This is a genomic window from Christiangramia sediminis (genome assembly GCF_020552705.1).
Lineage (GTDB): Bacteria > Bacteroidota > Bacteroidia > Flavobacteriales > Flavobacteriaceae > Christiangramia > Christiangramia sediminis.
Window position 1 is genome coordinate 797728 of record NZ_JAJBZG010000001.1, and the last position, 13951, is coordinate 811678.

Consider the following 13951-nt stretch of genomic DNA (forward strand, 5'->3'; position numbering starts at 1 on the left):
TTAATTATTTCCCTGAAATTTCAAGTTTTCCATCAGGACCACCTGTTTGTAAAATGTCAATTTTTGAATATTCCTTCTTCTTTACAACCTCCCTGGCTTTTGCTGCAGAAATTTTCTTTCCATTAAGATAAAAACTACCGCCCTCTTGTTCTAATTCATCTATAGACTCTAGCGGATCTGGTGCTGAAGGTGGATTTGGCGGAGCGGGCATATCAAGATCCATCTTCCTATGTTCTCTTTCTATTTCGGCTTGCTCTCTCTTCACTACAACCATTTTACGCTGTATCTTGGCTTCCTGTCTCTTTACATCCTGGAGCATTTTTCTTCGAGCGTTTTTATCCAGATTTTTATTCTCATTAAGCTCTTTTTCAATTTCCCTAATTCTTTTTCTTTCTTCAGCAATTTTATTTCTCTCGACATCTTTCATAACTCTCCATTCCTTAGCCTTTTTCCTATGAGCATTTGCTGCTTCTTTGGACTCTGAATCTAATTGAGAAATTGGCGGTGCCGGAGGAGATGGCGGAGCCGGGACATTATCGTTTCTTTTCTGAACCGGTGGCGGTGGCGGTGGTGGCGGAGTTCCCGATGGAGCTACTGGCTTTGGGGCAATAAATTCTGTTTCTGAAATTTCAGATAAATTTGTTTTTCTATATTCCGCATTTAATCTTTCTACGAACTGAGTATTTGCATTCTGAAAATCAATTTGAAACCAGGGCTTCTTTAGTTCTTCCGGGGACCAGTTGGAGGTGATCTTGTCTAATTCTTCTGCAAAATTTTCTAACTGAACCTTATTGCTATTTAACCAGATATTCTCTTCTACAACTTTAATAGTTATTGTTCTTTTTTCCTGAAATTTATCAGTTAGAGAAACTGGATGGTCTGCTGTCGGTTTCATATTATTAGGCATGGCAACAATATCTTCATTGAAAAGATAAATACAGCCTGCAAAAACTGGCAGGAAAATAACTGATCTTACAAATAACCGCCTGGGCGAAAAACTTTTTGTAATCATAATAATTCGTTTTTTGATTAATGAATGACCTATAGGGCTGGCAAATGAATTTTGATGATGCCCCGAGCTATATTGAACCAGAATATTTGAATATTCCAGCGGATTGATATTTTTCTTTATTACACTATCATCGGCCAGGAATTCATGATTTAATTTAACCGCTCTTTTCAATAAAAAGAAGATGGGGTTAAACCAAAAAACTACATGCAGTAACTCCAAAAACAAAAGGTCGTAAGAGTGCTTCTGGTCTACATGTGCTTTTTCATGATCTATAACCGCAGTTGAAATTTTTTCGTTCCTGAAATCATTTTTATTTAAGAAGATATAATTAAAGAAAGAATACGGATCTATTTTTCTTCCTAACAAAACATAGATATAATTCAGCTTATCCAGCTGATCATTGGTTCTGGCGTCTTTTATTAAATCCCGAAGGTTTCTATAAAATCTGATTCCAAATATTAAAAAACCAATAATATAAATACTGAATAATATTGTTGGTAGCAGCTCTTGCCAAAGGTGTAATTCAGATACTGAATCCGAACTTACCTGATTCACTATAGCAGTCTGCCCTACTTCCCCCATGGGTACTTCAGTATAGTATGAAATAGTAATGAACGGTAGTAATATTGAAATGATCAGGGAGCCAATTAGATAAAACCGTTTTATATTATGAAAATATTCAGCTTCCATAAAAAGTTTATAGAAACTGAAAAGAACTATAAGACATAAAGCCGATTTTATTACGTATTCCAGCATCTTATTTGTTTTTTATCTTCTCGTCTATGAGTTCTCGCAATTCTCTAAGTTCCTTTTCAGAAAGATCTGTTTCCTGGGTAAAGAACGAAGCAAACTGAGAAGTGGAATCATTGAAAAAGTTCTTGATAAGTCCGTTCATTTGTTTAGAGAAGTAATTCTTTTTGGAAACTTTCGGAAAATATTCTCTGGATCTACCAATCTGGGTATAGCCTACAAATTTTTTATCCTGCATTCGCTTTAGCAAAGTAGCAACAGTAGTTAAAGCTGGTTTTGGGTCGGGATACGCTTCAACCAAATCCTTCATAAAAGCTTTATCCTTTTTCCAAAGAATCTGCATTAATTGCTCTTCTGAATTTGAAAGTTCCATAGTTCTATTTTATTACTCTACAAATGTAGAATAATTTTTTAATTCTACAAACATAGAATATAAATAAAATAAAAAACCCTCTGCAATTAGAGGGTTTTTAAAATATACTATTTAAGTTCTTAATTCCAAGGGTTGTCTTCCACTTCCTCTCCTAGCTGACTAATTTGAACGCCTTTAAATAGCTTTCCATCCTTTAATTCCCACATGGCAACAAAATGCGCCAAAGGCATTTCTTCATCAGGATTTTCGATTGTGGTGACATGATAGGTAAAATGTATCGCGGCATTTTCTTTATCTACAACGATCTTTTCTATCTCTGCTCTTAAAGATTCAAAGGATGCTGCCAGTTGTTCACTGATCTCGGCTATTCCAGAAAGGTTTAGTTTCCTCATGCCGGTAGTACCGTACCAGGAAAGCTCAACATCAGGATGCAGATAGCTTCTCAAAACATCTTCATCTTTATAGAAATTGGATTGATAGAATTGCTCTACAACTTCTTTTGTGTTTAAACCCATAGTAATTTTATTTTATATTTTTCACAATTTCTGGTAGTCTCTTTATAGCTGCGTATTCTTTCAGTTTTGTACGTACTTCACCAAAAGGCGTGCCCCAATAGGTAGTATTAGGTTCAGTATCTTTAGAAACTCCACATTGAGCCATCAAAACAGTACCTTTGGCTATGGTTACATCACTTCTGATCCCTACCTGTCCCCAGATAGTTACATCATCTTCCACAACCACACATCCGGCGATCCCTATTTGTGACGCAAGCAAACAATTCTTTCCAATTACGGTATCATGTCCTATTTGAATAAGGTTATCCAGTTTTGAACCTTCACCAATAACAGTGTCTCCGGTCACTCCTCGGTCTATAGAGTTATTTGTACCTATTTCCACATTATCCTGCACCACTACTCTACCACCGGAAAGCAATTTATCATAACCTTCAGCTCTCTTTTTATAGTAGAAAGCATCACCACCCAACACAGTTCCGCTGTGAATGATAACGTTATCTCCAATAATACAGTTATCCCCAATACTAACATTGGACTGAATTAAACAGTTCTTTCCAATTTTCACATGATTGCCAATGACCGCATTTGGCTGAATAATAGAACCCTCTCCAATCTCAGCTGAATCTGAAATAAGATCATTCAATTGCTGGAAAGGTTTGAAATGTAGGGTTAATTTATTGAAATCCCTGAAGGGATCGTCTGAAATCAAAAGAGCCTTCCCTTCCGGACATTCTACTTCTTTGTTTATAAGAACAATGGTCGCAGCAGATTGCAGTGCTTTATCGTAGTATTTTGGGTGATCCACAAATACGATATCACCAGGGGTGACCACATGAATCTCATTCATTCCCTGCACTGGGAAATTATCATCACCTACGTAATCACAATTGATTATAGCAGCAATTTCTTTAAGAGAATATTCGCAAGGAAATTTCATATAAATGTTTACTCCTTAATTCTTTCTTTATAAGTACCCTTCTCTGTTTCGATCTTGATCTTATCCCCTTCATTAATAAACAATGGAACATTCACTTCAAAACCGGTCTCCACAGTTGCAGGTTTAGTTGCGTTGGTGGCAGTATTTCCTTTAAGCCCAGGTTCTGTATGAGTAACTTCAAGAACAACACTTGCCGGCATATCTACTGAAAGTGGCATATTATCCTCTGTATTGATAAGGATAGTAACAACCTCTCCTTCCTTTAAAAGTTTTGGCTGATCTAAAGCATTTTCAGTAAGTCTTATCTGAGTGTAATCTTCCACATTCATGAAGTGAAAGAATTCGCCATCTTCATAAAGGAACTGAAATTTATGAGTCTCCACTCTAATATCTTCGATTTTGTGTCCTGCAGAAAACGTGTTTTCAAGAACTTTCCCGGTAGTTACACTTTTTAATTTCGTTCTAACGAAAGCCGGACCTTTTCCCGGTTTTACATGAAGAAATTCAATAATTTTATAGATATCGTGGTTATATCGAATACAAAGTCCGTTTCTAATATCACTAGTTGATGCCATTCTTTATTTAGTTTGAACTGAAGTATCCTTTCATGATACCTCGTTGCGAGTTTTTAATAAATTCTAATATTTCATCTCTTTCTGCAGTAGCTTGCATTTCTGCTTCAATAATAGCCACCGCCTGAGAATTGTTATAATTTTTCTGATATAAGATCCTGTAAATATCCTGTATTTCCCTGATCTTTTCCGTTGAAAATCCTCTTCTACGTAAACCTATGGAATTAATCCCTACATAACTTAAAGGTTCACGTCCTGCTTTAACAAATGGCGGAACATCTTTTCTTACCAAAGATCCCCCGGTAACAAACGCATGCTTACCAATACTACAAAACTGTTGAATGGCAGCCATTCCCGCAAGAATTACATGTTCTCCAACATTAATATGCCCTGCCAGGGTACTGTTATTTGAAAAAATACAGTTATCACCAACGATGCAATCGTGAGCAATATGGCAATAAGCCATGATCCAGCAATTATTACCGATCACAGTTTTCATTCTATCTGTAGTACCCCTGTTAATGGTGACACACTCCCTGATGGTGGTGTTATCTCCAATAACAGTTAAAGTATCTTCATCATTAAATTTTTTATCTTGTGGAACAGCTGATATCACTGCACCTGGAAAAATACTACAATTCTTCCCGATGCGCGCACCTTCCATTATACTCACATTGGAACCAATCCAGGTACCTTCTCCAATCACTACATTATTATGTATCGTCGCGAAAGGCTCGATCACCACATTTTTGGCGATTTTAGCTCCCGGATGCACATATGCTAAAGGTTGGTTCATAACTTTATTTTGATTTTACGATTTGCGCCATTAGAATGGCTTCTGTGGCTAACTGTCCATTTACAAAGGCATAACCCTGCATTTGGCAAATTCCACGTCTTATTGGGGCCAATAATTCCAGTTTGAAGATAAGAGTATCTCCAGGAACCACCTGCCTTTTAAACCTTACATTGTCTATTTTCATAAAGAAAGTAAGATAGTTTTCAGGATCTGGCACCGACTTTAATGCTAAAATACCTCCGGTTTGAGCCATTGCTTCTACCTGAAGTACACCCGGCATTACGGGCTTACCTGGAAAATGCCCTACAAAGAATGGTTCGTTCATAGTGACATTTTTCATCCCGATAACATGAGTATCTGTAAGTTCATAGATCTTATCTACTAATAAGAACGGTGATCTATGCGGAAGCGTATCCATAATATCATTCACATCCATTAATGGGGGTTGCGAAAGATCTATTTTGGGAACATTATTTCTTTTTTCAGCTTTAATAACTTTTGCCAGCTTTTTTGCAAATTCAGTATTCACATGATGACCTGGCTTGGTCGCGATGATCTTTCCTCTAATTCTGGTTCCTACCAAAGCGACATCTCCAAGTACGTCAAGTAACTTGTGTCTCGCGGCTTCGTTTGGATAATGCAGCGTAAGATTATCAAGAATTCCATTCGGTTTCACTGAGATCTCATCTCTATTAAAAGCTACTCTGAGTTTTTTCAGAGTTTCTTCACTGATCTCTTTATCTACGTAAACAATTGCATTATTTAGATCGCCACCTTTGATGAGGCCATGTTCCAATAATGTTTCAATCTCATGTAAAAAACTGAAAGTTCTGGAGTTGGCGATTTCAGTTTTAAATTCAGATAAGTGGTCTATGGAAGCATTCTGAGTTCCCAGAACTTTAGTGCCAAAATCTACCATTGTGGTAACCTGATATTCATCAGCAGGCATAGCGATGATCTCGCTTCCGTTTTCATCACGGTAGCAAATAATTTCGGTAACTACATATTCGTCTCTATCAGCATCCTGCTCAACAGTACCAGCCTTTTCCAGGGCTTCCACAAAGTATTTCGAAGAACCATCCATAATTGGAGGTTCCGAAGAATTCAACTCAATATAAAGATTGTCTATTTCCAGACCTACACAAGCAGCCAGCACATGTTCTGAAGTTTGAATAGATACTCCATTTTTATCAAGGTTGGTTCCCCTCTTGGTATTTACTACATAACTAACATCAGCTTCAACCTGGGGCTTTCCTTCAAGATCTGCTCTTACAAAAACATATCCTGTATTTTCGGGTGCAGGTTTAAAGGTTAGCTTAACCTCTTTTCCTGTGTGGAGGCCAACACCTTCAAGAGAAACTTCCTCCTGAATGGTTGTTTGTTTCGAAATTCTATCAGCCATTATTCATCTTTTTTTCCAGTTGGTGTATAATATTCATAGTTTGAGGCAGATTCTTAAAATGTATATAAGATTTACTGTAATCACTGTATCCAAATGCTGGTGAACCCTGCAACATTTCATCATCCTTAATATCTCGTCCAATTCCAGACTGAGCCTGAATTTTCACGCGATTTCCAATCGTAAGGTGCCCGGCTATTCCAACCTGACCGCCTATTAAACAATTCTTACCAATCTTAGTAGAACCGGCAATCCCAGTTTGAGCAGCAATGGCAGTATTCTCTCCAATTTCAACATTATGGGCGATCTGGATATGATTATCCAGTTTTACTCCTTTCCTAATTATGGTAGAACCAAGTGTAGCTCTGTCAATAGTAGTAGCAGCACCAATATCTACATAATCTTCAATGATCACATTTCCAATTTGAGGTACCTTACTATATTCACCTGTATCTCCGGGACTAAATCCAAATCCGTCAGCACCAATTACAACGCCACTATGAATTGTAACTTCATTCCCAATAAGACTTTCAGAATAAACTTTTACCCCCGGAAAAATAGTTACGTTATCCCCTATTTTTACATTGTCGCCAATATATACATTAGGATAAATCTTTACATTATCACCAATTTTCACATTATCTCCTATATATGCAAAAGAGCCCAGATAAAGGCCTTCCCCGTATTTAGCAGATTCTGATATATGACTTGGTTGTTCAATTCCAGATTTATTCAGTTTGATCTGATTATAGTACTCAAGTAGTTTTGAGAAAGCCTTATAGGCGTCCTTCACTTTAATAAGAGTAGTATTTACAGGTTGTTCAACCTCAAAATCATTATTTACTATAGTGATAGAAGCATTGGTGGTATATAAGAAGGAAGTGTATTTAGGATTGCTTAAAAAAGTTAGGGAGCCTTCAGAGCCCTCTTCAATTTTGGCCAGCTCTGAAACTTCCGCTTCAGGATTGCCTTCAACTTTGCCGTCTAATATCTCGGCTATTTGCGTTGCAGTAAACTTCATTCTGGCAAAAGTAAAAAAAATGAGTTAATCTTTAACTTTTGGGTAACACATATAGTATTTAGTTACCGTATTTGTGAGGGCTTTTAAGTTGAATTGGTCTGAAACCTTTACTACATCGTTGATCTTCCCGTTTTTATGAAGGATATTAATATTATCTTTTTCTTTCTTATAGGCTAAATTGGCGATCTCTCCTTCAAAAACAAAATAAGAGGCTTCCTTTTCAGTAATATTATATTTCTTCTGAAGTGCTAAAGATCTCTTTTCCAATTTTTCCCTGGAAGGTCTATTCTTTTTGATCTTTACTTTCAGGAGATTTCGGTTTATGATCATTTCGCATAAATTACTCAAAACAAAATCATCTGAATACATCCAGTCTTTCATAGCTGAAATTACATCATTATCATCAAGGCGTGAAAACATTTCCAGCGTTTTACTATCAAAATCGTCCCGGGAGATCTTATTTTCTAAAAAATACATCAAGGAACCGCTGGCATTTAACTTCTCTCCCTTTTCTATTAATTCCTTCGCTCTTTTTAAAACTCTTATTAGAAGCTGTTCTGCCACCAGGCTGGTTTTATGCAGGTAAACCTGCCAGTACATTAAACGACGCCCTATGAGAAATTTCTCTACGGAATATATCCCTTTCTCTTCCACAACCAGTTCATCATTTACTACATTCAGCATAGTGATCAAGCGTTCACTATTGATATTGCCTTCTACTGCTCCGGTATAAAAACTATCTCGTTTAAGGTAATCCAGCCTATCCATATCCATCTGACTGGAGATAAGCTGATTCATGAACTTTCGATCATAAGTGCCTTTGAAAATTTTGATGGCCAGCGTTAAACTTTGGTTAAACTTTGAATTCATTTCTTCCATAAACAGGAGTGAAATAGTCTCATGATCTACACCTTCCACCAGACTGTGCTCCATGGCATGACTAAAAGGGCCATGACCAATGTCGTGCATTAAAATAGCGATAAGAAGCGCTTCTTCTTCATTTTCGGAAATCTCAACACCTTTATATCTTAGGACTCGCATTGCTTTTTGCATAAGATGCACACAACCCAAAGCATGATGAAATCTGGTATGATGCGCACCGGGATATACCAAATATGAAAGTCCCATTTGGGAAATTCGGCGTAATCTTTGAAAGTATGGATGTTCAATAATTCTAAAGATCCGCTCGTTCGGGATAGTAATAAAACCGTAAATTGGATCGTTTAGTATTTTAAGTTTAGTTTGCGACGCCAAGCTATATTTTTTCTAAAATTCAGAACAAAGATACATATATGAAATGAGCCAGAGTAATAACTAAAAACAATCAGAATTATTACTAAAATCCTCATTCTAAATCAAAATAAATAGAGAAAGCACATGAGTAATATCAAAATATTATGGGTAGATGACGAAATTGATTTATTAAAACCTCACATTATGTTTTTGGAATCACGAAATTATGAGGTGCAAACCTGCAAAAGTGGGACTGAAGCATTGGAACAGATAGAAAATGAGAATTTTGATATGATATTCTTGGATGAGAATATGCCCGGTCTAACCGGAATTGAAACTCTTACTGAAATAAAAGAGAAAAGGGAAACGGTTCCAATCGTAATGATCACCAAGAGCGAAGAGGAATATATCATGGAAGAGGCTATTGGGTCTAAGATTGCAGATTACCTCATTAAACCTGTAAATCCCAACCAGATCCTCTTAAGTATTAAAAAGAACCTGGACCATTCAAGACTGGTTTCAGAAAAGACAACTTCAAATTACCAGCAGGAATTTAGAAAGATAGCCATGGAAATGGCTCAGGTAAATTCCTTTGAAGAATGGGCGGAGCTTTATCAAAGGTTGATTTACTGGGAAATTCAACTTGAGGAGATCGAGGATTCTGGAATGTTCGAGATCCTTGAATCTCAAAAACAGGAGGCTAACAGCCAGTTTTTTAAATTCATTTCAAAAAATTACCAAAGCTGGTTTGAGAAAAATGCTGAACCACCGGTAATGTCTCATACCTTATTCAAGAAAAAAGTCCTGCCTGAGCTTAAGAAAGATCAACCAACTTTGATGATCGTGGTTGATAATTTAAGGTTCGATCAGTGGAAAGCCCTGGAACCAATTATAAATCCTTATTATAAAAAGGAGAAAGAAAGCGCTTATTATAGTATTCTTCCCACAGCCACACAATATGCACGTAATGCTATATTTTCCGGACTTATGCCCAGTGAGATGGAAAAGCTTTTTCCAAATTACTGGAAAAATGACACCGAAGAGGGAGGTAAAAACCTGCATGAGGCTGATTTTCTTCACGAACAATTGAAACGTTTGGGGAGCGATTTAAAATTTGAATATCACAAAATAACCAGTTTAAAAGGAGGCAGAAAACTTGTAGATAATTTCAAAACACAAAAATCGAACGATCTCACCGTGGTTGTTTATAATTTTGTAGATATGCTTTCCCATTCCAAAACAGAGATGGAAGTAATTAAAGAATTGGCTTCTAATGATAAATCTTATAGAAGTCTTACTCAAAGCTGGTTTAAGAATTCTCCGCTTTTAGAAATAATTCAGAAAGCTCAGCAATCAGGATTCAAACTTATTATTACTACAGATCACGGAACTATAAATGTAAAGAATCCGTCTAAGGTGATTGGAGATAAGAACACCAGTCTTAACCTGAGATACAAAACAGGAAAGAGCTTAACTTATGAGAATAAGGAAGTATTAGCCATAGAGGATCCAAAATCAGTACACCTCCCCACTATTAATATGAGTAGCTCCTATATATTTGCGAAGGAAGACCTGTTCTTTGCTTATCCGAATAACTTTAATCATTATGTAAGTTATTACAGGAATACCTATCAACATGGAGGCATTTCGCTGGAAGAAGTTGTAATCCCATTTGTAGTCCTAAATCCTAAATAATCGATTAAAGGCATTTTTTATCGTTAAAATACATAAAATTATTTTATACTTATCTGAAAATCAGGCAGGTGTATGGTTTTATGTATTTTTTATATATCTTTACAATCCCAAATCTGACATATTGAATTATGGAGTTAACCTACAAACTTCAAGAACTGGATGTAGCCGTAGATTACATACTTAGTAACACAAAAAGTAAAACCTTACTTTTTTACGGTGACATGGGTGCTGGCAAAACTACTCTCATAAGGGAGTTGGTAAAAGCATTAGGCGTACAAGATACTGCCTCCAGTCCGACGTTTTCACTAGTTAACCATTACGAGTCAGAAAAAGGACCAGTGTTTCATTTCGATTTTTACAGGATCGAAGATGACACAGAAGCATTAGATATAGGTCTGGAAGATTACCTGGATTCAGGAGCATGGAATTTAATAGAGTGGCCTGAAAAAATAGAAAGATTATTGGGTGATAACACCCAGAAATTGCTCATTCAAGTAGAATCGGAAGATACGAGAAAGTTAAAGTTTTGTTAACAAAAACAAAAAATGTGAAAAATGCGGCGTAAAAAAGTTTGTAAGAATTTTTCTACATTTGCAATTGTTTTATAAAGTGAATTAAAAAGAATTAATTCATTAAACGATTTATAGTTTAATTTAAACTAACATATTTTAAGTTTTTATTGCGGTTTTTCAGGCAATTTTTGCCTCAAAAAAGGGCGCAAAGGTACGACTAATGTTTTAACTGACAGGTTTTTAAGTTGTTATATGTTTGTTCTAGAAAACAAAACGAATTAACAATCTTAAAACCTATAATTATGAAACTTAAAGCAGTACTTTTCGCAGCCGCTATATTTGGAGCTAGTTTTTTTGTAACTTCAACTTCAAACGATAACATTAGTAAGGATGAAATTCAAAAGCAAGCCGTTGACAAAAGGCTCATCAGGATTCCTACTCACGGGTAGTCTAATTGCGATTTGCATCGCATTTTCACCTTATATATTTTATTTATATGAAATTTTCCCAAGCGGACCTGTTTGGGAAAATTCTTTTTTTACCTATGAAAGCAAATATTACAAAGATGTTGCTACAGTAATGTGGACTTATCTGGGTAAAATCACTCCCCTTTTTCTTCTCTTAATTTGGTTTTTCACCTGTAAACATTGGTGGTATCATGTAATTCTAGTTCCTATTGGAATGTATGCATTTCAGTTAGTTGGAACTATATATGATGATGTATATTTAGAAACTTTTATTATGGATGCTAATGAACTTTTATATTTAGCACCATTTTTTATAGGTATCCTTAGTATCGTTTATTTAGTACGTATAAAAATATTTGATCGAGTATATGGAATAGATCTTTCAGAGTTAGATGAAACTGAAATTTCTGTTTTCTCCCCTGTTTCTGATAAAGACTTAAGAGAGATCAAAGATTTCCAGGAAGAAGAATCTGAAGATTTTGAACAATCCAATGTTCTTATTGAAGACTACTACCGTAAACTATAAATCCTATTCTTCTTTTTCTAAATTTAGTTGTAATTTAACTGCTTTAACTTATTTATATGGGCAAACAGCAGGTTTCACCTTTTACTAAGGAACAACTCATACCACAGGAGGAAACTCTCGAAATCTATAAAAAAAAAGGTCAGCTTTTCATTGGGATTCCTAAAGAAACTGCTTACCAAGAGAAACGAATTTGCTTAAGTCCAGATGCTGTGGCTGCCATTACTGCTCATGGTCACCGGGTAATGATCGAGTCGGGCGCTGGTAAATGGGCAAGATTTAGTGATAAAGACTATTCAGATGCCGGGGCTGAAATTACCAAGGACACCAAAAAAGTATTCTCCTGCCCTACTATCTTAAAAATTGAACCTCCCTCAATTGAAGAGTTGAAATTCATTAATCCACAGACCATTCTTATTTCTGCCTTGCAGATCAAAACCCAGTGTAAGGAATATTTTCAGAAACTTGCTGAAAAAAGAATTACTGCTTTAGGCTTTGAATTTATTAAAGACGACGACGGTAGTTATCCTATCGTACGTGCTTTAAGTGAAATCGCAGGAACTGCATCAGTACTTATTTCCTCAGAAATAATGAGCAATCACGCTGAAGGCAACGGATTGATGTTCGGAAATATTAGTGGGGTACCCCCCGTGGAAGTCGTTATTATTGGTGCTGGAACTGTGGGTGAGTTTGCCGCAAGATCGGCCATAGGTCTTGGCGCAAGTATCAAAGTTTTTGATAGTTCTCTTACAAAACTTCGAAATATTCAGGCGAATTTAGGAAGTACCTTCTATACAAGTACAATTCAACCTAAAAATCTATCCAAAGCCTTAAAAAGAGCAGATGTGGTAATTGGTGCCGTTAGAGGAAAAGACAGATCGCCAATTTTGGTAACCGAAGAAATGGTGCGATCTATGAAGCGAGGCGCTGTAGTGATAGACGTAAGTATAGATATGGGAGGCTGTGTTGAAACCAGTGAGATCACTTCTCATGACGAACCCATTTTTTCAAAACATGATGTAATTCATTATTGCGTTCCTAATATTCCATCACGTTATGCGCGAACCTCTTCACTTTCAATTAGTAACATTTTTACTCCATATCTTTTACATATCGCCGAGGAAGGCGGACTCGAAAATACGTTGAGATTTGATCGTGGTTTACGGAATGGTTTGTATTTTTACCACGGAATATTAACCAGCAAATCTATAGCAGACTGGTTTAATCTTTCATATCGCGATATAAATTTATTGATCTTTTAGAATATGAAGTTTATCCATCGCCTGGCCTATTATGGGTTAGGTCTTTTTTTTGGAATCGTTATTTTAATTTTCTTTTTGGGAGGTAAAAAAACTTCCTGTGATTATTCTCCAAACGCACGGGTACTGAAAAACATCAGGATAAAAGAGCGTCGATTTTCTGAAAATTCCCTGAGATTTTTCCAATCTAATAATATAGACACTTCTGCGGTCTCTGAAATTTTGGACAAAGGAGATGTGGATTTCAATAAAAGTAAAACTGATGCTGAGCCTTGTGGTATTTATCTAGTTTCCGGTTTATCAGAATCCAGGAATATAGCTTTAGAGATCGAAAATTGCGATAGTATAGCTACCATTAGAAAAGCGTTCATAAAAAAAGACGAATAAATATTCGCCTTTTATTTTCTGAAATTTGAACAGTCTAATCTTCTAAGATCTGTTCGGCATGAGCTTTGGTTTTTACCTTTTTGATCACTTCTTCAATTTTCCCTTCTTCATTAATTATAAAAGTTGTTCGGTGAATTCCGTCGTATTCTTTTCCCATAAACTTTTTCGGACCCCAAACACCATAAGCGTTTATAACTTTCTTGTCTTCATCTGCCAAAAGAGGGTAATTAAAGTTGTACTTATTTTTGAAATTCTGCTGTCTTTTTTTAGAATCTGCACTAACCCCAAGGATCTCATAACCTTTCTTTTTCATAGCCTCATAATTATCGCTTAGATTACAGGCTTCTGCTGTACATCCCGGTGTACTGGCTTTGGGATAGAAAAACAGCACTAATTTCTTTCCTTTATAATCTGAGAGTTTGATCTCATTTCCATCCTGATCTTCAGCTTTAAAATCGGGAGCCTTATCCCCTTCTTTCAATGTTGTCATAATTATTACT

Annotated in this window: 16 protein-coding genes; 6 read left to right on the forward strand and 10 right to left on the reverse strand. The window is 36.1% G+C overall.

Translation table 11 applies throughout. The annotated features are described in order from the left end of the window. Positions 1–4: 4 nt before the first annotated feature. From LGQ90_RS03790 to LGQ90_RS03830, 9 genes are all read right to left on the reverse strand, one after another. Entirely contained in the window at positions 5–1768 is a 1764-nt protein-coding gene (locus LGQ90_RS03790) for a M56 family metallopeptidase (protein ID WP_229338262.1), read from the reverse strand. A gap of 1 nt (position 1769) precedes the next feature. Then, the gene (locus tag LGQ90_RS03795) at positions 1770–2135 is read right to left on the reverse strand and encodes a BlaI/MecI/CopY family transcriptional regulator (protein WP_229338264.1); all 366 of its coding nucleotides are present in this window, start codon (positions 2133–2135) and stop codon (positions 1770–1772) included. A gap of 119 nt (positions 2136–2254) precedes the next feature. Continuing rightward, positions 2255–2650: a nuclear transport factor 2 family protein gene (locus LGQ90_RS03800; protein ID WP_229338266.1), complete on the reverse strand. Its 396-nt coding sequence runs from the start codon at positions 2648–2650 to the stop codon at positions 2255–2257. A 7-nt stretch (positions 2651–2657) separates the two neighbouring features. Continuing rightward, entirely contained in the window at positions 2658–3587 is a 930-nt protein-coding gene (locus LGQ90_RS03805; RefSeq protein WP_229338268.1) for a UDP-3-O-(3-hydroxymyristoyl)glucosamine N-acyltransferase, read from the reverse strand. 8 nt (positions 3588–3595) lie between these two features. Beyond that, complete coding sequence (efp, locus tag LGQ90_RS03810; protein ID WP_229338270.1) at positions 3596–4162, reverse strand: elongation factor P; 567 nt, start codon at positions 4160–4162, stop codon at positions 3596–3598. A 7-nt stretch (positions 4163–4169) separates the two neighbouring features. Then, positions 4170–4955 (reverse strand): acyl-ACP--UDP-N-acetylglucosamine O-acyltransferase, encoded by a 786-nt coding sequence (gene lpxA / locus LGQ90_RS03815; protein WP_011709652.1) that lies wholly within the window; start codon positions 4953–4955, stop codon positions 4170–4172. Positions 4956–4959: 4 nt separating this feature from the next. Next, complete coding sequence (locus LGQ90_RS03820) at positions 4960–6357, reverse strand: bifunctional UDP-3-O-[3-hydroxymyristoyl] N-acetylglucosamine deacetylase/3-hydroxyacyl-ACP dehydratase (RefSeq protein ID WP_229338272.1); 1398 nt, start codon at positions 6355–6357, stop codon at positions 4960–4962. Further along, positions 6350–7375, reverse strand: a complete 1026-nt coding sequence (gene lpxD, locus LGQ90_RS03825) for a UDP-3-O-(3-hydroxymyristoyl)glucosamine N-acyltransferase (protein WP_229338274.1) — start codon at positions 7373–7375, stop codon at positions 6350–6352. Before lpxD ends, LGQ90_RS03820 begins: the two co-directional genes overlap by 8 nt. A 24-nt stretch (positions 7376–7399) precedes the next feature. Continuing rightward, complete coding sequence (locus LGQ90_RS03830; RefSeq protein ID WP_229338276.1) at positions 7400–8629, reverse strand: HD domain-containing protein; 1230 nt, start codon at positions 8627–8629, stop codon at positions 7400–7402. A 123-nt stretch (positions 8630–8752) separates the two neighbouring features. On the opposite strand from LGQ90_RS03830, the gene porX reads away from it, so the two are divergent. The 6 genes from porX (at position 8753) to LGQ90_RS03860 (ending at position 13451) form a co-directional block, all read left to right on the forward strand. Continuing rightward, positions 8753–10303 (forward strand): T9SS response regulator signal transducer PorX, encoded by a 1551-nt coding sequence (gene porX / locus LGQ90_RS03835; RefSeq protein WP_229338278.1) that lies wholly within the window; start codon positions 8753–8755, stop codon positions 10301–10303. A gap of 128 nt (positions 10304–10431) precedes the next feature. Continuing rightward, positions 10432–10836, forward strand: a complete 405-nt coding sequence (tsaE, locus tag LGQ90_RS03840; protein WP_229338280.1) for a tRNA (adenosine(37)-N6)-threonylcarbamoyltransferase complex ATPase subunit type 1 TsaE — start codon at positions 10432–10434, stop codon at positions 10834–10836. 281 nt (positions 10837–11117) lie between these two features. Continuing rightward, positions 11118–11264 carry a hypothetical protein gene (locus LGQ90_RS03845; RefSeq protein WP_229338283.1) on the forward strand — a complete coding sequence of 49 codons (147 nt, stop codon included), beginning with the start codon at positions 11118–11120 and terminating at the stop codon, positions 11262–11264. Next, on the forward strand, positions 11227–11808 hold the full coding sequence (locus tag LGQ90_RS03850; protein ID WP_229338285.1) for a hypothetical protein: 582 nt from the start codon (positions 11227–11229) through the stop codon (positions 11806–11808). The genes LGQ90_RS03845 and LGQ90_RS03850 overlap by 38 nt, the downstream gene beginning before the upstream one ends. A gap of 56 nt (positions 11809–11864) precedes the next feature. Next, entirely contained in the window at positions 11865–13067 is a 1203-nt protein-coding gene (locus LGQ90_RS03855) for an alanine dehydrogenase (RefSeq protein ID WP_229338287.1), read from the forward strand. 3 nt (positions 13068–13070) lie between these two features. Next, complete coding sequence (locus LGQ90_RS03860; protein ID WP_229338289.1) at positions 13071–13451, forward strand: hypothetical protein; 381 nt, start codon at positions 13071–13073, stop codon at positions 13449–13451. 34 nt (positions 13452–13485) lie between these two features. Here the strand turns inward: LGQ90_RS03860 and bcp are convergent, their stop codons facing one another. Then, positions 13486–13941 (reverse strand): thioredoxin-dependent thiol peroxidase, encoded by a 456-nt coding sequence (bcp, locus tag LGQ90_RS03865; RefSeq protein ID WP_229338291.1) that lies wholly within the window; start codon positions 13939–13941, stop codon positions 13486–13488. Between the last annotated feature and the right edge of the window lie 10 nt (positions 13942–13951).